Here is a 21,559-nt window from a genome sequence, read left to right as displayed (position 1 = left end):
CCAAAAACCCCAAAACCAATACTTTTTTGTGGTTAGTGTTGTTCTGAGGTGTGAACTACCTATCGGCGGCTGGGGGGTCGGTTACCGCCGACTCCGGGGTGGGGGGGGTATGCGTGCGGATCCGCCCCGCACCTTCGTTACCCTCGCGCGCGATGTCGTGCGCCCGTTTCGGGAGTCGCCCATGTTGTTCCGTCGCCTCGTCGTCGTCGCGGCCGTGGTCGTTGCCGCCGCCCAGTGCCCGATTTCCTCCGCCGTCGCCCGGGCGGTGGACCGCCTCACCGTGACGGTGGCCGACAATCCCGAAGGGGCGCAGACGTACACCCTGGAGTGCCATCCGGCCGGGGGCAGCCACCCGCAGCCCGCGCCGGCATGTGACCGACTGGACGCCGCGACCGCCGGTGGCAGGGACTCCTTCGCGCCGGTTCCCGACGGCGCGCAGTGCACGATGATCCATGGGGGACCCGCCACCGCGCGCATCGCCGGAACGTTTGCGGGACGTTCGGTGGACGCCCGCTACAAGCGCACCAACGGATGCGAGATCGCCCGCTGGGACGACCTCGTGCCGGTGCTGCCGCAGCCGCGCTGATCCGCATCCGGGGCAAACCGTGGGTTCGGGGCTGCTCGCCGGGCCGGGCCGACGCACGGTGCGGGCTCCGGCGGGCACGGGTGCTCCGGTTCGGTCCGTGCCTTGCGGCACGGCCCGGGATGGCACGGCAGCGACGCGGTCCTATATCGTGTCCCGATATCGGGAGCCGTAACAGGCGTGGACCATGTTCGAGGAGCGAGCGGTGGGGGCGTCGGCGGCATCCGCTGAAGTGGGGCAGCTGAAGCGGCATCTGGGTGTGTTCGATGCCGTGGTGATCGGACTCGGGTCGATGATCGGCGCCGGGATCTTCGCCGCGCTCTCCCCGGCTGCCGACGCGGCGGGGTCCGGCCTGCTGATCGGGTTGGCGCTGGCCGCCGTGGTGGCCTACTGCAATGCCACCTCCTCGGCTCGCCTGGCGGCCCGCTATCCGCAGTCCGGCGGCACGTACGTCTACGGGCGCGAGCGCCTGGGCGACTTCTGGGGCTACCTGGCCGGCTGGGGCTTCGTGGTCGGCAAGACCGCCTCGTGCGCGGCCATGGCGCTGACCGCCGGCTCCTACATATGGCCCGCGCAGGCACACGCGGTCGCGGTCGCCGCGGTGGTGGCGCTGACCGCGGTGAACTACGTCGGCGTACAGAAGTCCGCATGGCTGACCAGGGGGATCGTCGCCGTCGTCCTCGCCGTCCTCGCCGCCGTGGTCACCGCGTGCCTGAGCGGCGACACGGGCGACACCGCGCACCTTCGCATCGGCGCGGACGCCGGCTTCGGCGGGGTGCTTCAGGCGGCCGGGCTGCTGTTCTTCGCGTTCGCCGGCTTCGCGCGCATCGCCACGCTCGGCGAGGAGGTCCGCGACCCGAAGCGCACCATCCCGCGAGCGATCCCGACCGCGCTCGGCATCACGCTGGTGGTGTACGCGGTCGTCGCCGTGGCCGTACTCGCGGTGCTCGGGCCCGACCGGCTCGCCCACACCGCCGATCCGGTGGCCGAGGCGGTGCGCGCCGCCGGTGCGGCGGGACTTGCCCCGGTGGTCCGCGTCGGGGCGGCGCTCGCGGCGCTCGGCTCGCTGCTGGCGCTGATCCTGGGGGTTTCGCGTACCGCGCTGGCGATGGCTCGCGACCGACATCTGCCGCACGCACTGGCCGCCGTGCACCCGCGGTTCGGGGTACCGCATCGCGCCGAACTCACGGTCGGCGCGCTTGTTGCCGTCCTGGCCGCGACCACCGACGTACGCGGCGCGATCGGTTTCTCCTCCTTCGGTGTACTGGCCTACTACGCCGTCGCCAACGCGGCCGCCTGGACGCTCACCCCCGCCGAGGGCCGCCCGGCGCGGATCGTGCCGATCCTCGGTGCGGCAGGCTGCCTGGTCCTGGCCTTCGCACTGCCGTCGGCCTCGGTGCTGTGGGGCGCCGCGGTGCTCGCGGCCGGTGCCGCCGGCTACGGCCTGCGCAGGGCGACCGGACGCGCCTGACGGACCGGGCCCTTGCTCCGGGATTGGTGCCGGTGCCGTAACCGGTGTCGGGCCCACACCGCCCAGGGGTGCGCCCAGGTCATGAGTGCCCACCGGGCCGGGGCACGCCCCGGCTACGGGCGCGGTCGGTCCGCCTCGGGCAGCACCTCGCGGGCCAGCTCCGCGAGCGCGCGTCGATCCTCGGCCAGCGCCGCCCGTCCCGCGTCCGTTGCCCGGTAGACCCGCCGCGTGCGGCCTTCGACGACCCGCTGCTCGGAGGTCAGCAGGCCGTCCGCCTCCATCCGGTGCAGGGTCGGGTACAGCGTGCCGGGGCTGATCCGGTAGCCGTGGCCGGCCAGTTCCCGGGACATCCACGCACCGTGGACGTCCTCCTCGGCCGCGTGATGCAGGATGTGCAACCGCACCGCGCCCCGCTGGAACTCCCTCACCCGTCAACCGCCTTCCCGCTCCACCGCTGAGGTGACGAACCCGATATCGAACTCCGATACTACGGGCGCCCGCCGGCCACAACGTTCCCCGACGGTCTGCGGCCTTCCCTCGTCGGACGGCCGAGGAGCGCCGTCCGCGCGGCCCCGGCGAGCGGCCCGGGACGCGGTCGCTCAGGGATTCGGTGGTGCCGGTCTCGCGGTGCGGCGCGCTCAGCGACGGGGGTCGTCGTTGTCGAAGTCGGGTACGTCGGCGGACAGCAGGTGTTCGGCGGCACCTTCGAGGGCTTTGGCCGTCTCGACGGAGCGGGGGAGCATGCTCTCCTCGTAGCTGCGGATGGCGTCGTCGACGGTGGCGGCGTGCGCCAGCGCGAGGGCGAGCTCGCGGGCGTCGAGCATGGCGAGGTTGACGCCGACGCCGAGCGGGGGCATGAGGTGGGCGGCGTCGCCGAGCAGGGTCACCGTCGGGCTGTGCTCCCAGGTGTGCGGGACCGGCAGGGCGAAGAGCGGGCGGTCGACATAGGAGCCGTCGTTGTCGGCGATCAACCGGCGCATGCGGGGCGACCAATGGGCGTACTCGTCGAGGAGCAGGGCGCGGATGCCGTCGGTGTCGTCGGCGGTGAAGCCGCTCCTGGTGATCCAGTCGACCGGGGCTCGTCGGATGATGTGGACGCGGATGCGGTCTCCGCTGTTGCGTTGGGCGAACAGGCCGCGGTTTCCGTCGGCCGCAGCGGCGCTGCCCGGGCCGACCAGTTCGGCGATGTCCGGATGCCGGTTCTCGACGTCGGAGAACCATGCCTCCAGGAAGCTCACCCCGATGTACTCGGGTACGGCGAGGGACACGGCCGGGCGTACCCGGGAGAAGGCGCCGTCGGCGCCGATGACCAGATCGGTCTCGACAGTCGTGCCGTCGGCGAAGTGCAACCGCCGCGGTCCGTCGGCGAGTCCGCCGACCGTGTCGAGGGCGCGGCCCCAATGCACGGTTCCCGGTTTCAGCGAGTCGAGCAGCAGGTCGCGCAGCCGGCCGCGGTCGATTTCCGGCTTGAAGCGATCGTCGGCCGCCGGGACCTTGTGATACGTGATCTTGCCGGTGCGGTCCATCTGGCGCATTTCCTGCCCCTCGGGGCGGGCCAGTCGGAAGAACTCGGCGAGTAGCCCGGCTTCGCGCAGGGCGGTCTGGCCGTTGTCGGCGTGCAGGTCGAGGGTGCCGCCTTGGTCGCGCGCGTCGGGGCCCGGGGCGCGGTCGTAGACGGTGACCGTCATGCCGCGCTGCTGCAGGATCCGGGCGCAGGTCAGTCCACCGGGTCCGGCGCCGATGATGCCGATCCTTGCGTGGGCGGGTTCGGGAGAGTTCATGGTCGTTCCCTTCGTCGATGAGGATAGAAAAGCAGACCGAGTAGAAAAGTGCAACGAGACAACTTTTCTTCTGATGCCACTATCGGATACGCTCAAGTCATGACCTCGTCCCCTGTAGGCCGTCGCGAACGCAAGAAGGCGGCCACCCGGCAAGCGATCGCCGATGCCGCACTGCAGCTCTTCCTGGAGCGTGGCTACGACCAGGTGAGCATCCGGGACATCGCCGACGCGGCCGACGTGTCGACCACGACGGTGTTCAAGCACTTCACCGGCAAGGAAGCGCTCGTTTTCGACCGGGAAGACGACCGGGAGTCGGAACTGGTCGCCGCAGTGCGGCAGCGACCCGCCGGCCTGAGCATCCTCGACGCGCTCCGACGGCACGTCCTGGACACCTGGCTGCTGCTTTCGGAGCATCCGCAGATCGCCGAGTTCAGCGATCTGGTCGACTCGACGCCGGTGTTGCGCGCGTACGCCGAGCACATGTGGACTCGGCACGCCGGCGCCCTCGGCGCGGCCGTCGCCGACGAGATCGGCGTGGAGCACGACGACCTCGCATGTATGGCCCTTGCTCGATTCGTCCTGGAGATCCCGGCTCTCACGCGCGGCCGGCAGGATCGCCGAGCCGCCGTCGAGGCGGTCTTCGACATCCTCGCGCGCGGCTGGGAACCGCCTGGCAAGCAGCCCGCCCGCCGCGGCGGTTAGGTGTATTCGCGTTGGCGGAGCGGCCGGAGGGAGTGCCCACTGCGATCCGCTCTCGGGCCTCTCCGGGCGATCCGGGTGGCTTCGTATCCCGTGCGTGGACTGCGGCATTCGTGGCATTGTGCCCCCCCATTCGGCGCGCTCCGGACGCGCGGGTGGGGTGGGCGTGCTGGAGTCGATGGCGTGCCGGGCTGTGGGTGCGAGGACGAACGTGTCCGCGGCCCGGTCGACGTATCGGCGACGGGTCCCGCAGGAGTTGCGATGACATCCGACATCCACATCGAAGACCTGGACGAGGACGGCCCCTGCCCGCTGGGCGCACGCTCGACGCACGCGTGCGGCGGGCCGACCGACGAGTGGGGTGTGCCGATGTGGGGTCGAGTGCCCGGCATCGGTGAGGTCGGCGACAGCCTGCCCGGCTGTGGGGTGCACGTGGGCGAGGTCCTGGTGACCCGGGACCCGGAGCTGTGGGTCGGCCTGCTGTTCGAAACGCCCGCCGGCAACACCGATCCGGACCGCGAGGAGCGGGCGGCGGTGACGGAGTTCGCCGAACGCCTGGCCCTGGACGTCATCGACCAACGAGCCGGCGATGCCGACGACCCGGACGACGTGCTGCGGCCGGTGAGTGCCGACGAACTCGTGCGGGCGGTGGAGTACGCGGTGGGCGCTGTCGGCGTCCATGTCGGCGTCGGCGTCGGATAGCAGACGCCACACCCGGCCCGATCCGGGCGAGTTCACGGCGGGCCCGGGGTCGCCCGCTCCCCGCCACCTGGTGCGCAGGCCCCGACAGTGAACACACCGTAACGCCACGAGCCGAGGACTTCATCGAGAAGTGCGACACCGCCACCTGCTCAACTGACGGCTCGGCGCGTGAGCGCGACGTCTCGGGTATGCGGGCGACCGGCCGAGGCCGGGTGAGGGTGGCCGCGGATGCGTTCGGGAGCGTGAACGCATCCGGGCCCGAGCACCGACGATGCCGGCCGGTGCAACGACGTGGGAGCAACGAAAAGATGGCTGTCGCAGCCCGAAAGGATGCGATACCCGGTAGTCCCCTGCCGCCGCCCTCCTGGGCCCCGTGCGCGAGGAGGGCGGCGGGCGGCCGGGGGACTACGGCGTGCCGGTGCCGCGGTCGTAGGTGAGGAAGGCTGCTCCACCCTTGAGGATGGTGTGGTCGACGAGTTCCCAGGCGTTGGGAGCGAAGGCCGCGGTCCGCCCGAAGAGGGGTATGCCGGAACCGATGGTGAGCGGGCTCAGTTTGACGATTACGCGGTCGATCTCGCCGTAGACGGCGCCGGCCAGCTCCCCGCCGCCGACGAGCCAGATGTCCTTGCCGCCGTCGCGCTTCAGTTCTCGTACCCTCGCCACCGGGTCGTCGGCGACGAGTTCGACTCCGGGGTCCGGGCTTTCGGTCAGCGTTCGGGAGAACACCAGGTGCCTGAGGTGGGGGTAGGCGTCGGTCACGCCGGCCGCGAGGCCGATCGCGTAGCTGTTGCGGCCCTCGATGACGGTGTCGAAACGGGTGCCTTCGGCAGTGACGCCGAGCGCGGTCCGCGCGGGGCCCGGCAGGGTCTCGGGGTACTCCTCGATGAGATGCCGGATGTAGTCCTCGGACGGGGACCAGAAGCCGCCGGGGCCGGTGGGGTCGGAGCCGTCGGGCCCGGCGATGAAGCCGTCGAGCGTGGCGGCGATGAAGTACACGAGCTTGCGCAAAACGAGTCCCTTTGTCGATCTGTTGCGATTGTGATCGCGGTTGCGATGGAGTTCAGGGTGGCGGTGTGCGCCGGCCGGGGTGGGTGCCGGCGCGGCGTTACTTTGTGGTCGTGGGGAACGGAGCGACGATGCGCTCCACTGCCCGGGTGACGAGTTCGTCGCGCTCGGCGTCGGTGAAGACGCCCGGCAGCGTGAGTTGCTCGACGACCAACCAGTTAATTGCCAGGTACATCAGTAGGACGGCGGTTGCGCCGCCGGGCAGGCCCGCGGCCTCGTGCAGAGTGACGTTCTCGTCGATGTCGGCCCGGACCCGCTCGGTGAGCAGGGTGCGCAGCTTCGGCTTGCGGGTGGCCTCCAATCGAAGCTCCAGCAGCGCCAGATGCCCGGACGGGAAGGCGGTGACTCTGCCGACACTCTCCCGCAACATCGCGCCGTACGACGCGGCGTCCCGCGCCTGGTCGAACATCTCGGCGAGCGCGTCCTCTTTCGGCCTGAGCCGCTCGTAGACGCGGGCGCCGGCCTGGACGAGCAGATCGTCGCGGTCGCGGAAGTAGTTGGACGCGGTGCCGACGGGCACCCCCGCCTCCTTGTCGACGGCGCGCTGAGTCAGGCCGCGCGCACCATCGCGGGCGAGCACCTCGATGGCACCGTCGAGCAGCGCGGCCCGACGGGCCGGGTTTTGACGCATCTCGCACCCCCTCCTCGTTCCGAAGTAGGTCGAGTGAAGCACTTCATGCAAAGTACGTCAAGTGAAGTGCATCAAATGAAGTACTTCAAGTGGAGTGGTTTGAATGCCATGCGAGGTTGCGCGAATTCGGCGCCGCTCCAACGAGGGCCGCCCGGAACGTGCGCGGTCCGTGTCGCGGCCGAGGCGCCCGACGCCCCACGGCGGTGCCCGGCCGCGAAGCCTCAGCGTCGGACCATCAGTTGCAGCAGGTCGGCCAGCGGGGCCAGGACGTCGAGCGTGGCGTCCGCGGTCCGGCGACGACGTCGGACGGGCTCCGTCGTCGCGTCGTCGGCATCCGGGCGCACGACGTCCTCGCCCGCGGGCTCGGACCCGTCGGACCCGTCGGCCCGGTCGGCGCCTCGGGCGCGGTCGGACGGAGCGGGCCGACCGCTGTGCCGGTCGGCCGACCGCACGTTCGCGACCAGTGCGACCACGGCACGCACCAGGATCAGCAAGAGCACCGTCAGATGCGGGACTTCGGACATGTTCAACGCAATAGTGTTCATCGGACCCTCGCTTCTCCATCCCTCCCGGGCACCTCATCCCGGCTAGGCTTCGAGTACAGCCCGGTACGGGGCCGGGAGTTCGGATCCAATACGTGATCCGGACGAAAAAGACATCCACGGTGCGGGTTCGGGTGTCCAAGCGTTGCTGTCACGTGTCTTGTCCGGGTGTCCAAGACAGCTGCGGTCGCGGATCCGACGCGCAGTGCGCGAGGGGGTCGAGCGTGACCGAGGCGAGGATGCCGCAATCGTGGACGGAGTTCCGCGCGTCGTTGCGCCGGCTGCGGGCCATGGCGGGGGACCCGACGTTTCGATCCCTGGCCGAATCCTCCGAGCGGTCGGCCGAGAACCCGTCGGTGCCGATGCGACCCTTCTCGCACAGCACGGCCCAGAACTACATGGACAATCGCAACACTCCGGTGGGTACCCAGTGGGACCCGGTGCGATCGGTCCTGATCTGCCTCCTGTGCCACGCTCGCCAGGGCGAACTGCCGGTGGAGCCACCGCTCGACGACATGGTGTGGTGGGAACGGGGCTGGCAGTCGCTCGTCGACGGTTCGGCGCCGCGGGGACGTTCGCCGCGGCGGCCCGACGCGTCGGTCGCCGCGGAGCCGTTCGGTGCGTGGGACCGGACCCCACCCGACGGTTCGTTGCTCGGAGTGCCCTGGGCGGAACTGGGCTTCGGCCCGACGGCCGAGCCGGCGCACCTGGCCAAGCTGTTCGTGATCATCGGCTTGGCGGAGGAGGTCGGTGCACCGCAACTCGCCTGCACGAGCGCCGAACTCCTCGAACGATGGGCGCGCGCCGAGCTGGGCCCGAACCATGCCACGAGCCTGGCGGCCCGCTACGCGGTGGCATTCTTCGCCCAGCACGTGCGTTCGCCGGCTGCGGCGCTGCACCTGACCGGCAAGCTCCTCGACGACTGTGCCCGGGTACTGGGCGAGGAGCACCCGATGACCCGTCGCGTCGGCCTGCTCCGCGCGGAACTCACCTGGCGGTGCGGCTGGTTGCAGGACGCCCGGGCCGAGTACGCCCGGCTGATCCGCACCGGCAGCGCCCGGCACGGCCCCCGGGACCGCATCGTGCTGTCGGCGCGGCGCGGCGGTGCCATGGTCGCCAAGGCGCGCGGCGACTGGTTCTCCGCCCGCGACTTGCTGGCCGACCTGGTGCCCGATTTCCGGGCCGTGTTCGGCGCGGATGACGCCGCGACCTTCGAGACCGAAAGGGCGTACGCGCTGGCCATCGGGGACACCGGCGAGGTACAGCCGGCCCGCGAGTCGCTCGTGGAGCTCGTCGAGCGGGCCACCCGGGGCATGCGCCCGGACCACCCCACCGTGCTGGCCCTGCGGCGCTCGCTCGCCGCGCTGACCTGGGCGGTCGGAGACGAAGCCGAAGCTGTTCGGCTCGCCGAGGCCGTCGCGGCGGACGGCGCGCGGGCCCTGGGCGCCGAGCATCCGAGCACCCTGGAGAGCCTGCACCTGCTCGCGGTCCTGTGCACCGACACCGAACCGGAGCAGGCCAGACGCCTGTTCCTGGACGTCGCCGAGGCCCGCGAACACAACCTGGGCCGGGACCACCCCGACACGCTCAGCGCCCGGCACGGGCTCGCCCTGGTCCTCAATTGGCTCGAAGGGCCCGCGCCCGCCCTGCGCTTGCTCGACGAGGTACTCGAGCGGCAGCGCCGGGTGCTGGGATCCGACCACCCGTCGACCCTGGGCACCCGACACAACCGCTGTCTGGTCGTCCACGAACTCGGCGACGTGGAGGCCGCCGTGTCGGCGCTGGAGCGTGTGCACGAGGACCGTGAACGTGTGCTCGGCGTCGCACACCCCTCCACCCTCGCGACGCTTCACCGGCTGGCCATGTCGAGTTGGCAGTTGGAGGGCCCGGAGGCGGCGCGCGCCCGGCTGGAGGACGTGCTGGCGCGGCAGGAGCTTGCGTTCGAGCACGATCACCCGGCGGCGCTGGAGACCTGGCACGCCCTGGCGATGGTCGTGCGAGCGCTGGAGGGTCCCTCCGTTGCGCTGCCCATCCTGGCCCGGGTCCTCGATCGCCAGCGCGCCACGCTGGGCTCCGATCACCGGGCGACCCTGCAGACCATGCACAACCTCGCGGTCGTCACGGACGAGTCGCTCGATCCGCGCGAGTCCCTGCCGCTGTACGAGGAAGTGCTCGGGCGGCAGCAGCGGTTGCTGGGCGCGGGTCACCCGGACACCCTGCGCACCGCGTTGAACCTGGCCCTCGCGACCGCGGGTGCACGCGGGCTCGCCGCCGCTCGCGCCCTGTTCGTCCGGGCGCTGGACCTGCACCGGATCCACCTGGGCGCATCGGACCCCGGCACCCTGCACGCACAACGCGTCTTCGTCGAGCGCTATGGCAGCGAGTCCGCCTGAACGGCGTCGATAATCGGCTAGGCTAAGCAACGCAGTTCATCGACCCAGTAATTCGGCAGGGACCACCGTTGTCGGCTGCCGCGTGGACGGAGGCCTGGCCGCGTGTCTCCTGCCGAGGAACCGCCGATGGGCACACACACCGAGGCGGCGGCGGACGACGTGCGATCGGACGTACTCGATCTCTCCGATGTCACGCCAAGTGATCTGGACGCACTGCCGGACACGGCGTTGGCCTCGGCCCTGCGGCGGGTGTTGCGGGACGCGCTGAGCGACGAGTCCGTCTTCTGTGCCTTCGATTCGGCGTTCGAGGACTGACCGGTGCCCAGGCGCCGGGACTCGGTCTCCGAGGAGGCACGATGACGGAGCCGCCGCCCTTCCGCCAATTCGTGGTGAAGCTGCACAGCCGCTGCAATCTCGCGTGCGATCACTGCTACGTCTACGAGGCACGGGACACGTCCTGGCGCAGCCGGCCGCGCGCGATGGCCGCACCGACCATGCGCCGGCTCGCGCAACGCATCGCCCGGCACGCCGATCGACACGCGTTGCCCGTCGTGCACGTCGCGCTGCACGGTGGTGAACCGCTGCTGGCCGGTCGGGACCGGGTCGACACACTGGCCCGGACACTGTGTGCGGCCCTGCCCGCGGGCACCGCCTTGAACCTGTCCGTGCAGACCAACGGCACGCTCCTGGACCCCGAGTGGATGGCTCTGTTCCACCGCCACGGCATCCGCGTCGGAGTCAGCCTCGACGGTGACGCCGATGCCAATGACCGACACCGACGCCGGCGCGACGGAACCGGCAGCCACGCCGCGGCCACCGCCGGGATCGCGCTGCTGCGCCGACCCGAACACCGCCGCCTGTACGCGGGATTGTTGTGCACCGTCGACCTCGCCAACGACCCGGTCCGCACCTACGAGGCGCTGCTCGGGCACGAGCCCGCCCGGATCGACTTCCTCCTCCCGCACGCCAACCGGCAGTTCCCGCCCCCGGGACACGACCCGCTCGGCACGCCCTACGCGCGCTGGCTGCTCGCGGTCTTCACCCGATGGTACGAGAGCCCCGTACGCGAGACGTCCGTGCGGCTGTTCGACGACATCATGGCGGTGTGCCTCGGCGGCTCCTCGCGTTCGGAGGCCGTCGGGCTCTCGGTACCCGGATTTCTCGTGGTGGCCACCGACGGGGCGATCGAGCAGGCCGACTCGCTGCACTCCAGCTACGACCGAGCGGCGGCCACCGGCCTGAACGTCTTCGCGCACGACTTCGACGCGGCCGGCCGGCACCCGCAGATCGCGCAGTGGCGCCTTGGCGAGGCGGGGCTTGCGGACGTCTGCCGTGCGTGTGAGGTGATGAAGCTGTGCGGCGGTGGAATCCGTGCGCATCGTTACCTGCCGGCGTCGGGATTCGCGAACCCTTCCGTCTACTGCGCCGACCTCAAGGAACTGACCGGGCACATCCGCGATCGGGTCCGCGCCGACACCCGCGAACTCCTGCGGAGCCTGTCGTGATCCCCCGGCTCGTCGGCGTGCGGCTCACGGCGCAGGACTTCGGCGAACTGGCCCGCGGCCGGCCCGGGCCCGCCGCGCTGCAGGCGCTGCGTACCGGCCAGCTCAGTCGTCGGCTGCTCCTGGTCCACACGCTGGCCCGAACGGCCCGAACACGCTTTCCCTCCCCCTGGCGGCAATCCGGGGGCGAGCGAGCGCAGGCGGTGCTGACCGAGGTCACCCGGCACGACCGCGGCGCCCTGGAGTCCGTCCTGATGCACCCCCACCTGGGCGTCTGGGCCATGCGCTGCCTGCGCGGGCTGCACGGCAGGTCGCCCGGATTCCGGGTTCGGGACGAACTCGCCTGGTTCACCGCCGTCGCGGCCGCCGCGGCCACCCGCGCCGGGCTGCCGGTCCGGCTCGAACTGCCGGTCCGCGCCGGGATCGTGTCCCTGCCCACGCTCGGGTCCATGCGGGTGCCGGCGGGCATCGTCGTGGTGCGGCTCGAAGACGGGGTGATCCACCTCCCCGGCGGCAAGGTCCGCGTGCCGATCGTGGACGCCGCCGCTCCCGCCCGCGATCCGCGATCGAGCACCGCCGAGGACACGCTCCCGTACTGGCAGCCCGCGCGCGTCGTGACCGCCCGTGCCCCCGATTCCGGACCGGTGCTGCGCGTCGTCCTGGAGGACGGCGACCCCTATCGCGACGCGCATCGCGAGGACATCGGGTCGCCGCTCACGCCGGAACGGGCCGCGCGGTGGGACACGGCGCTGCGCCACGCGTGGGCCGTGCTGTGTGAGCACTTCCCGGATCGGGCCCGGATCTGCGCGAGCCTGTGCACGAGCGTGGTGCCGCTCGCGGCGCGCTCCGGCCGGGCGATGAGCGTCACGGTGCGCGACGCCCACGGCGCGATCGGGATCACCGAGACGGCCGATCCGGTACGTCTGGCGGAGACGCTTGTGCACGAGGCGAGCCACATCGCCCTGGGCGCCCTGACGGATCTCGTGGACCTGCACGAAGGGGACGCGACCCAGCGGTACACCGTGGGCTGGCGACCGGATCGCCGCCCGTTGGAGGCCGTGCTCCAGGGCACTTACGCACACCTCGCGCTGACCGGTCTGTGGGGCCACTACCGACACCTGGTGCCGCCGGTTGCCCGGGCCCGCGCCGAACGGCGGTTCGTGCGCTACCGCGACCAGGTGGACGCGGCGTTGGCGGCGCTCGGCAACTGTCGGCAACTGACGGTTCCGGGACGGCGATTCGTCGACCACATGGTCGAGGAGGCCGCCGACCGGGCCCGCGACGCCCACGACGCCGCCCGGGTGAACCCGCGGCACCCCGGCATCGTGCGAAGCCGCCCGGTCGCGCGCACGGCAAGCGCGACGGCCACGGCACTGACGGAGTCGGGGCTCGGGAGCGGATCGGTGCTGCTCGTCCTGGCGCCGTCGACCCCCCTCGGTGGCGTCGACGGCGGTCCCGACGTGCTCACCCGTGCGCTGCGCGAGGTGCTGGGCGAGCGCGGAACCCTGGTGGTTCCCACGGCCACCAGTGACAACACCGACCCCTCGACCTGGCATCGCACGTGTCACAGCCCGGTCCCCGCCGACTGGTGGCCGGGACTGCGCTCGGAGATGCCGCCGTTCGAACCCGAGCGCACGCCCAGTCACCGGATGGGCGCGCTCGCCGAGCACGTACGCCGACTGCCCGGAGCCGTGCGCAGCGACCACCCCAGGACCTCGTTCGCCGGGATCGGGCCACACGCCTCGGCCCTGATGCGCGATCACGCGCCCGACTGTCACTACGGCGAACGCTCACCGCTGGGCCGCATGGAGCAGGCCGGGGCGCACGTGTTGTTGTGGGACGTCGGCTTCGCCGCCAACATCACCTTCCACCTGGCCGAGTATCGCCTCGGGCAGTCGCCGACGACCGGGTACCGCAGCCTGGTTCGCGACGCCCGAGGCGACCGGCGGTGGGTCGAGGCGATGGACACCCGGCTGAGCAACCACGACTTCGCGGCACTGGGAGAGGCGTTCGAACGCACCGGGGCGGTGCGCGTGGCGGCGGCCGGGCAGTGGCGGACGAGGCTGTTCAGATTGGACGAGGCCGTCGGCTTCGCCACGAACTGGTTGCGCGAGCACCGCCCGGATCGCTGATCCTGGAATCGTGTGATGTGTGAAGGGGACGCATGGGGGACCACTACTTCTACCTGAGCCACGTCCGCAGGATGGACGATCTGTGGGTCCGCGAGTTCTTCGGCGACCTGTCGCTCGTGGTGGCCGAACGCACCGAACGACCCACGGGCCAGGTGGGTGTGCTGCCCGACCGGCGCCTGGGCCCGCCGTCGGCCGAGCTGATGGACCGCTGCCTCAAGCTGGTCGTTCTGCATTCTTCGCGCTACTTCGCGCGGGAGGACTGCACCCGGGAGTGGGCCTTCTTCCAGCAGCGAACGGAGGTGCACTGGTCGCGCACCAAACGCGCCATGGACGTGATCGTCCCGATCATCTGGACCCCGATGCCGCCTGGTGTGGAGCGTATGGCGCCGAGTGGGGACTGGCCCGCCGAGATCCGGGTCTCGTCCCCGACCTACGAGCGGGAAGGGCTGTTGCACCTGCTGCGGTTCAAGCCTCGCTACCGCCGGGAGTACGAGGAGGTCCTGCACGCCGTCGCGGACCGCCTCCTGTCCCCGGCGACATCCGCCCGCGCCCGGGTCGCGCCGCTCGGCCACGGTCTCAACGGGCGTGCGCGGCCGGCTCCGGTCGCCGCGCCGCGCCACACGGTGGACTTCGTGTTGTCCGGCCTCGGGGTGGACGAGCTCCCGACCGAACGCACGAGTCGAAGGTTCTATGGAGCCGATCCGCTGGACTGGGCACCCTACGACCACACCGAATCGAAATCCCTGGTCGCGCTCGCCCGGGAGACCGCGGGCGAGTTGGAGTTCACCTCGACCGTGCAGCTTCTCGACGAGACGCTGCCCGCGTCGGCCGACCGGCACCCCAATCCCGGACAGCTGACCGTGCTTCTCGTGGACGCCTGGATCACCAGGACGGCAGCCCTGCGCTCGCTGCTGGCATCCGTCGACGACGCCGTGGTCTCGGCCGCCGTGCTGGAGCCCAGACCGCGCGACGACACGGAGTCCGCGGCCCACGCCGACGTGCTCGACGCCGCCCTGGACCGATGTCTGCCGCGACTGCGTGGCAAGTACCCCGTACAAAGCGGTTGTTGGGCGGTTCCCGATCGCGATCGCTTCACCCGCGCCCTGCGTGAGACGCTGGCACGGGCACAGAACGACGCGATGAAGGCGGACACGCACCGACGATCCCCCGTCATGCCGACCGGAAGTTTCGACAGGCTCCCCCTGCTTGGAGGTTCCTCCTCGTGAACCAGGACCCGGCCGCCCCCGAACCTTCGGCCCCCGGCACCGTGGTGACGTTCTACTCCTTCAAAGGCGGCACCGGCCGGACCATGGCGCTGGCCAACGTCGCGTGGATCCTGGCCGGGAACGGCCTGCGTGTGCTGACCATGGACTGGGACCTCGAAGCACCGGGTCTGCACCCGTACTTCGGCCCCTTCCTGCGCGACCACGGACTCGACTCCACGCCCGGCGTGATCGACCTGGTGCGAACCTTCGACATGCTCGAACCCAAACCGGCTCCCGAACACCTTCACGAGTACGCCCGGGTCGACCGATACGCCTCCTCGCTGCGCTGGGATTTCGCCGACGGCGGCTACATCGACTTCGTCTCCTCGGGCAAGCGCACACCGGAGTACTCCGAGACGGTCAACACCTACGACTGGCGGGGCTTCTACGAACGGCGCGACGGCAAGAACCTGTTGCTCGCGTTGGCCGCGGACATGCGCGAGCACTACGACTACGTCCTCATCGACAGTCGCACCGGGTTCAGCGACACCTCCGGGATCACGACCCTGCTGCTCCCCGATGTCCTGGTGAACTGCTTCACGCTCAGCACCCAGGCCGTCGACGGCGCCGCGAGCGTGGCCCGGGACGTACAGTACGCGGCCCCTCGGGTGCGGATTTTGCCCGTGCCGATGCGGGTCGACTACTCGGAAATGATCAAACTCGAGGTCAGCCGGGACTACGCCCGCCGAAGGTTCGAGCCCTTTCTCGCCCACCTCTCCGCCGCAGGGCGGGACAAGTATTGGGCGGACGTGGAGATTCCCTACAAGCCCTTCTACTCCTACGAGGAGATCCTGGCCACCATCGGGGACCGCCCGCGCCAGGACACCAGCCTGCTGGCCGCGTACGAACGCCTGACCTCGGTGATCAGCCGCGGCCGGGTCGGGTCGCTCGTGGCGATCCCGGAGGAGCAACGGCGCACACTGCTCGCGCGGTTCGAACGTCTGCGGGCGCACGAGGCCGAACCGGCCTTCGCCAGGGTCCGTATCGAGTACGCCCTACGGGACCGGATGTGGGCGAAGTGGATCGCCGTACAGTTGCGCTCCGTCGGGATGACGGTCACGCTGCGGGCCGCCAGTGTCTCCGCCGAACCGCCTCCGATGCCGGAGGGTTCCGCCGGCGGGGCTGCGGACGTGGTGATCGCGTTGTTGTCGCACGAGTTCGCGCTCACTCCGCTCGCCAGGGAGGTCCTGCAGCTCGCCGGCGACACCGGGCCTGACGCGCCGCGGGTGATCAGCGTGCAACCGTTGGAATCCGTGCTCGACGAACCGGTGTTGCTCAACCTGCCCGGCGCCACGTCGGTCGCGCTGAACAACCTCGACGCGGAGGAGGCGCGTGCGGTGATCCTCGGCGCCTTCGCCCTGTCCCCGCCCGATACGGCGGTGCCGCCCGACCCGAGATTCCCGGGCCAGGGGGCAAAGGTGTCCAACGCCCAACCCCGCTATGGCGTCTTCACCGGTCGTGACGATCTCCTGGAGAACCTTCGCGGCCTGTTGGGCGCCCACCCCCTCGACGGCACGAGCCCACCCGGGGTTGCCCTGGTGTACGGCCTCGGCGGCATCGGCAAGACCCAGATCGCACTGGAGTACGTGCACCGCTACGGCGCGCAGTACGACGTGATCTGGTGGGTCGGCGCCAACCAGCACAGTCGCATCCCGCCGGCCCTGGCGGAGCTGGGCGAACACTTGCACGTGGGGGGCTCGACCGTCGCGGAGCGCAGCCAGGCCGTGTTGACCGCGCTGGAAAGCGACGTCAACGGGCCGTGGTTGTTGGTCTACGACAACGCGGACAGCGAGGAGAATCCCGAGGGGCTCCGGCGCTACCTGCCGGAGCGGGGCCCCGGGCATGTGATCATCACCTCCCGCGACGCCGCCGCCCGAGGCGAGTCGGAGCCCTTCCAGGTCAACGTCTTCTCCCGCCCGGAAAGCATCGCACTGCTCCGGCGGCGCGTCGCGAACCTGTCCGTGCACGACGCGTCCGCGGTCGCCGCCGAACTCGGTGACCTCCCGCTCGCCGTCGAGCAGGCCGCGGCCTGGCTGAGGCAGACCGGCATGCCGGTCGACACCTACCTCGAGCGGGTCCGCAGGCAGGTGGGCCGCACACTGGCCGCCGTCGGCAGCATGGGGGAGGGCACGGCCACCTCCGATCGCACCCCGCTGACCGCGATCTGGCGGCTGTCGGTGAACCGGCTGAAGGCCGAACGCCCCGCCGCCGCACGCCTTCTGGAACTGTGCGCGTTTCTGTCGCCCGAGCCGATCGCCACCCGACTGCTGTACGGCAACGTGATCGGCGGTCATCTCGCGGAGCTGGAACCGGCGGTGCGGGATCCGATGGTGCTCGGCGACCTGATCCGCGACCTCGGCCACTACGCGTTGGCCCGCGTCGAACGGGAGACGGTGCAGGTCCACCGGCTGCTCCAGGCCGCGGCGCGCGAGTGGCTGGCCGAGGACGCCGACGCGTACGAGGCGACGCGGCAACTGGTGCACGAGGCACTGGCCGCCGCCCGACCGATGACCGGCGTGAACGAGGAAAGCCCCGAAGTGCGTTCGCAGTATGCCGAGTTGTTGCCGCACCTCCAGGTCTCCGGAGCGATCGACAGCGCAGCTCCCGCCGTGCGCGAATGGATCGTGGGCCAGGTCCGCCACATGTGGCGCACCGGCGACCACGAGGCGGCGGTCGACCTCGGCGACGAGGTGCTGACCCGCTGGCGGGAGCGGATCGTTCCGGACGACGCGGACACCCTGCGGCTCGCCGCACAGGTCGCGAACCCGCTTCGCTCGCTGGGCCGTTACCAGGAGGCACACGACCGGGACAGGGACACCCTGACCAAGCAGCGCCTGCTGGTCGAGCCGAACCAACGCCACATCCTGGTCACGGCCCGCAACTACGGCGCCGACCTGCGCGCACTGGGCCTGTACCGGGAATCCTTCGAACAGGAACAGAGCACGTACGAACTGAGCAAGCGTGCGTTCGGCCCGAACGATCCGGACACTCTGCGCGCCGCGAACAACCTGAGCATCTCGCTCAACCTCGTGGGTCGCCCGATGGAAGCCCTTCGACTCAACGAGGAGAACTATCGTCGCCGTCGCCAAATCTTCGGTGACAACCACCCGGCGACCTGGCACTCGGCGAACCGGTTGGCCCTGGACCGCCGGGAGACCGGCGACTACCAGGGATCGCTGAGCCTGTTGCTGGACACACGCGAGCGGCAGGTCGCCAAGGAGGGCGAGAGCGCGGACGTGGTCCTGGTCACGGATCGATTCCTGACCGTGACGCATCGGCGGTTGGGCGATGCCGAGGCCGCGTTGACGCTCAGTCGGAGCATCCTGACCATGCTGCGCGGCCGCTTCGGCGAACTGCATCCGGACACGTTGGCTTGCGCGATCGGGTATGCGTGCGATCTGGCCACACTGGCGCGCGAGCGCCCCGCGAATTACGGGGAGGCGGTGGACATCGCGACGGAGACCTACCAGCGGTATCGCGATCGCCTCGGGGACACGCATCCGTTCTCGCTCGCGTGCGCCACCAACCTGGCGATCTTCAACACGCTGTACGGCGAAGCCGCCCTCGCCCTCCAGTCGAGCACGGCCACGCTGGGCTGGATGGAGGAGGTCCTGGGCGCGGACCACCCGATGACGTTGGCCTGCCGGACCACCCGAGCGGGCGCGCTCTCGGTCCTGGGCCGGCATGAGGAGGCGGCGGCCGAAGACGCCCTCGCCAACGCGGGGTTCCGCCGGATCTTCGCCCCCGACCGTCCTCCGCGGGTGCTGTGCTCCGCGTACAACGCGGCGCTGGAGCGCCGGCTGTTCGGAGCACCGGGAGCCGAACGCGAGGTAAGCGAGGCGATGGCACGCGTCGAGTCCCACTCGGGCAGCCGACATCCCACATACCAACAAATGCTCCGAGGCCGCCGCATCAACTTCGACGTGGAGATCCCCCCGATCTGACCGGGGCAGGCGTCGGAAGGATCGTTGTGGCCACGCCCTGTTCGGGAGTACGGGCCCTCGGGAGTCGGTGAGGTCGGTCGCGACCGGATCCCGCCGGACAGGGCCGGTCCGGTCCGGCCCCGGCGGAGCCCGGGAGGGCGCGGGACGCGGCGGGCGGGCCGAACCCCGCCCGCGCGCTCCGTTCACCTCGCCCGGACCGCCCCCGTCACCCCGCTTGGACGAGGCCGGTGAGCCCCGGAGGGAGGTCGCGGGTGTGTACGACGCCGAGTCGCTGCGTTGCCCGGGTCAGTGCCACGTACAGGTCGGCCAGCGCGAACGCGGCCGGCTCCACGACGATCACGGCGTCGAACTCCAGGCCCTTGGCCTGCTTGGGGTCGAGCAGCACCAACGGCCGCGTGAGGTCCGGCTCGACGCCTCGTTCGGCGTGCGGAACCGCCGCCGCCACCGCATCGATCAGCTCGCGCGGCGCGATCACGGCAAGGCGCCCTTCGACCGGAGCCTCCGGATCGCCGCCGGTCCCGTCCCGGGCGCCATCCCGAGCGACCCCCTCGTGGGCGACCGCCCACGCCACGGCCGCCGGCAGGTCCGCGGTGTGGCGCGACCACGGCTTGACGCCGGTCGAGCGCACCGACTCCGGCGGCTCGAACCCCGGCTCGGCGGCCCGCATCACGTCGGCCGCGACCTCCATGATCTCGGTCGGCGTACGGTAGTTCACGCCCAGCCGGACCCGCTCCCAGCGGCTCTCGACATACGGCACCAGGATGCGCTCCCACGACCCGCACCCGCCCGGCTCCGAGGTCTGCGCGGGGTCGCCGACCAGGGTCATCGACCGGGTGGGGCTGCGCCGCATCAGCAACCGCCAGGCCATCGCCGAGAGCTCCTGGGCCTCGTCGACCACGATGTGGCCGTACGCCCAGGTGCGGTCCGCCGCCGCGCGCTCGGCGGAGGTGCGATGGTCGAGCTCCTCCTGGCGTGCGGCGAGGCGCTCGGCGTCCACGAGGTCGTGGGCACCGAGCACCTCGGAGTCCTCGTCGTCGCGGTCCTCGAACTCCTGTGTGCGCGAGCCATACGACAGGTCGAGCACGCCCTGCGCGTACGCGATCTGCCGCCGGCGCTCGGCCGCCGCCGCAGCGCGCGCCAACGAGTCGTCCTCACCCAGGAGTTCGGCGGCCTCGTCGAGCAACGGTACGTCGGCCACCGTCCATTCGTCGGTCATCCACGTCCCGAACACCGGGTCGTACCCGGCCGGACGCCGGACCGCCGCAGCGTCTTCGTCGGATAGGTACACCGGTTCGGCCAGGTAGTCCGCGAGCAGCCCCTGCGGGGTGAGGCGCGGCCACAACTCGTCGACGGCCGCCTGGACGGCCGGGCTCTCGGCGACCGACATCGCCAACTGCGCGATCTCTTCCGAGCCGAGGAAGTTCGGCCCGCCGAACGGGTCCGCGCCGAGCCGGTCGACCAACTGCTCCGCGAGGCCGTCGATCACGCGCGCCGCGAAAGCCGCGCGGGCGAGGTTGTGCGGCAGCAGCGTCGCGCGCGCCTTGCTCCGGGCGGCCTGAGCGATCCCCGCGTCGAGGAACAGATCGCCGTCGTCGTGCCCGATCACCAACGGCGTCCCGGGCACCGTCTGTTGGTCGGCCACGAAGCGGGCGAGCACCTCGGCCATCGCGGCCCGTCCCTTGACCTCGGAGGCCTCCGGGGTGTCGACGGCGGTCGCGGTGACGCCCGGGAACAACTCGCCGGGTGTGGCGAACTGCACGCCCGTCTCGCCGAGCGACGGCAGGACATCCTCGATGTAGCCGAGGAAGGCAGGGTTGGGGCCGACCACGAGCACGACGCGGCGGGTCAGGTGCGTGCGGTTCGCGTACAGCAGGTACGCCGCGCGGTGCAGTGCGACGACCGTCTTGCCGGTGCCCGGGCCGCCCTCGACCACGAGGACGCCGCGATGCGGCGCACGGATGATGCGGTCCTGCTCGGCCTGGATGGTCTGCACGATGTCGTGCATGCGCCCGGTGCGGGCCGCGTCGAGCGATGCGAGCAGGACCGCGTCGGCGTCCGAGCCCTCGAAGCCGGTGCGGCTGTCGTCCGTGAGGTCGAGGATCTCGTCGTGCAGCGCGGTGACCCGCTGCCCGGACGTGGTGATGTGCCGCCGGCGCCGCAGGCCCATCGGGGTGTACCCGGTCGCGAGATAGAAGGGCCGTGCGACGTCGGCGCGCCAGTCGATGACCAGCGGGGTGTGCCGGGCGTCGTCGCGGCGGATACCGATCCTTCCGATGTGGTGGTCGGCGCCGTCGCGGAACAACAATCGCCCGAAGCACAGGCCGTTCGCGCCGGCATCGAATGCCGCGAGCAGGCCCGAATGCTCGAAGACCGCGATGTCCCGTTCGACGCGCGCCTGTCGGGTGCCGTCGTACTCGCGCCCGAGTGCGCTCGTCACGGCGGCCTCCGCCTCGGCACGCAGGTCCGCGAGGCGTGCGTACAGCACATCGACGAATTCCTGCTCGTGTCGCAATTCGGCGTTTGACAATTCGACTCCCGGGCGGCTACTATGTCTCCATAACGCTTCCGAATACCGTGTGGACACCGATATTCAGAACCATTAACTATACCTCGTATAAAACCCCGGACGTCAAGACGTCCGGGGTTTTATTGCAAAGGTCCGCAACGCCGTGAGCGAGCGTGCACGCACCCACGGCACCCCGGTGACGAGTGAACCGCCGACCCGCCCGCGGCACGTACGGCCCCGACCACCGGCGAACTCCGAGTCGGGGGCGATTGCCTTATCCGGCACGGTAGTTGCCGAGGGTCGCCCCTAAGGGCCGGCCCTCTTCGCGGGCGGCGGGCATGTC

16 protein-coding genes are annotated in these 21,559 nt (G+C 71.0%); 10 read left to right on the top strand and 6 right to left on the bottom strand.

The window, feature by feature from the left end; genetic code table 11:
* Window positions 1-181: 181 nt before the first annotated feature.
* Together ABZS54_RS09910 and ABZS54_RS09905 are read left to right on the top strand one after the other, a co-directional pair.
* Entirely contained in the window at window positions 182-586 is a 405-nt protein-coding gene (locus tag ABZS54_RS09910) for an SSI family serine proteinase inhibitor (RefSeq protein ID WP_355532955.1), read from the top strand.
* 184 nt (window positions 587-770) lie between these two features.
* Window positions 771-2,054 (top strand): APC family permease, encoded by a 1,284-nt coding sequence (locus ABZS54_RS09905; RefSeq protein ID WP_355532953.1) that lies wholly within the window; start codon window positions 771-773, stop codon window positions 2,052-2,054.
* Window positions 2,055-2,167: 113 nt separating this feature from the next.
* Here the strand turns inward: ABZS54_RS09905 and ABZS54_RS09900 are convergent, their stop codons facing one another.
* Window positions 2,168-2,482 carry a PadR family transcriptional regulator gene (locus ABZS54_RS09900; RefSeq protein ID WP_355532951.1) on the bottom strand — a complete coding sequence of 105 codons (315 nt, stop codon included), beginning with the start codon at window positions 2,480-2,482 and terminating at the stop codon, window positions 2,168-2,170.
* Between the two features lie 210 nt (window positions 2,483-2,692).
* Window positions 2,693-3,835 carry an FAD-dependent monooxygenase gene (locus ABZS54_RS09895; protein WP_355532949.1) on the bottom strand — a complete coding sequence of 381 codons (1,143 nt, stop codon included), beginning with the start codon at window positions 3,833-3,835 and terminating at the stop codon, window positions 2,693-2,695.
* 99 nt (window positions 3,836-3,934) lie between these two features.
* Between ABZS54_RS09895 and ABZS54_RS09890 the strand changes: the two genes are divergently transcribed.
* Entirely contained in the window at window positions 3,935-4,537 is a 603-nt protein-coding gene (locus ABZS54_RS09890) for a TetR/AcrR family transcriptional regulator (RefSeq protein ID WP_355532947.1), read from the top strand.
* A gap of 258 nt (window positions 4,538-4,795) precedes the next feature.
* Window positions 4,796-5,236: a hypothetical protein gene (locus tag ABZS54_RS09885; RefSeq protein WP_355532945.1), complete on the top strand. Its 441-nt coding sequence runs from the start codon at window positions 4,796-4,798 to the stop codon at window positions 5,234-5,236.
* Between the two features lie 405 nt (window positions 5,237-5,641).
* Here ABZS54_RS09885 and ABZS54_RS09880 read toward each other — a convergent pair whose 3' ends face one another.
* From ABZS54_RS09880 to ABZS54_RS09870, 3 genes are all read right to left on the bottom strand, one after another.
* Window positions 5,642-6,244 carry a dihydrofolate reductase family protein gene (locus ABZS54_RS09880; RefSeq protein WP_355532943.1) on the bottom strand — a complete coding sequence of 201 codons (603 nt, stop codon included), beginning with the start codon at window positions 6,242-6,244 and terminating at the stop codon, window positions 5,642-5,644.
* A 97-nt stretch (window positions 6,245-6,341) separates the two neighbouring features.
* Window positions 6,342-6,932: a TetR family transcriptional regulator gene (locus ABZS54_RS09875; protein ID WP_355532941.1), complete on the bottom strand. Its 591-nt coding sequence runs from the start codon at window positions 6,930-6,932 to the stop codon at window positions 6,342-6,344.
* A 221-nt stretch (window positions 6,933-7,153) separates the two neighbouring features.
* Window positions 7,154-7,462 carry a hypothetical protein gene (locus ABZS54_RS09870; RefSeq protein WP_355532939.1) on the bottom strand — a complete coding sequence of 103 codons (309 nt, stop codon included), beginning with the start codon at window positions 7,460-7,462 and terminating at the stop codon, window positions 7,154-7,156.
* A gap of 236 nt (window positions 7,463-7,698) precedes the next feature.
* Here ABZS54_RS09870 and ABZS54_RS09865 point away from each other — a divergent pair, with 236 nt between their 5' ends.
* The 6 genes from ABZS54_RS09865 (at window position 7,699) to fxsT (ending at window position 18,710) form a co-directional block, all read left to right on the top strand.
* Entirely contained in the window at window positions 7,699-9,867 is a 2,169-nt protein-coding gene (locus ABZS54_RS09865; protein WP_355532937.1) for a tetratricopeptide repeat protein, read from the top strand.
* A 126-nt stretch (window positions 9,868-9,993) separates the two neighbouring features.
* On the top strand, window positions 9,994-10,182 hold the full coding sequence (gene fxsA, locus ABZS54_RS09860; protein WP_355532935.1) for an FxSxx-COOH cyclophane-containing RiPP peptide: 189 nt from the start codon (window positions 9,994-9,996) through the stop codon (window positions 10,180-10,182).
* Between the two features lie 41 nt (window positions 10,183-10,223).
* Window positions 10,224-11,372 carry an FxsB family cyclophane-forming radical SAM/SPASM peptide maturase gene (locus ABZS54_RS09855; protein WP_355532933.1) on the top strand — a complete coding sequence of 383 codons (1,149 nt, stop codon included), beginning with the start codon at window positions 10,224-10,226 and terminating at the stop codon, window positions 11,370-11,372.
* Window positions 11,369-13,501: an AAC(3) family N-acetyltransferase gene (locus tag ABZS54_RS09850; RefSeq protein WP_355532931.1), complete on the top strand. Its 2,133-nt coding sequence runs from the start codon at window positions 11,369-11,371 to the stop codon at window positions 13,499-13,501. The genes ABZS54_RS09855 and ABZS54_RS09850 overlap by 4 nt, the downstream gene beginning before the upstream one ends.
* Before the next feature lie 32 nt (window positions 13,502-13,533).
* On the top strand, window positions 13,534-14,727 hold the full coding sequence (gene fsxC / locus ABZS54_RS09845) for an FxsC protein (protein ID WP_355532929.1): 1,194 nt from the start codon (window positions 13,534-13,536) through the stop codon (window positions 14,725-14,727).
* Entirely contained in the window at window positions 14,724-18,710 is a 3,987-nt protein-coding gene (gene fxsT / locus ABZS54_RS09840; RefSeq protein ID WP_355532927.1) for an FxSxx-COOH system tetratricopeptide repeat protein, read from the top strand. The genes fsxC and fxsT overlap by 4 nt, the downstream gene beginning before the upstream one ends.
* A gap of 205 nt (window positions 18,711-18,915) precedes the next feature.
* Here fxsT and ABZS54_RS09835 read toward each other — a convergent pair whose 3' ends face one another.
* Complete coding sequence (locus tag ABZS54_RS09835) at window positions 18,916-21,237, bottom strand: UvrD-helicase domain-containing protein (protein ID WP_355532925.1); 2,322 nt, start codon at window positions 21,235-21,237, stop codon at window positions 18,916-18,918.
* Window positions 21,238-21,559: the final 322 nt, after the last annotated feature.

The organism is Embleya sp. NPDC005575, from assembly GCF_040605455.1.
Lineage (GTDB): Bacteria > Actinomycetota > Actinomycetes > Streptomycetales > Streptomycetaceae > Embleya.
Note: the sequence above shows the minus strand (reverse complement) of the source record. Positions and strands in the feature narration are given on the sequence as shown.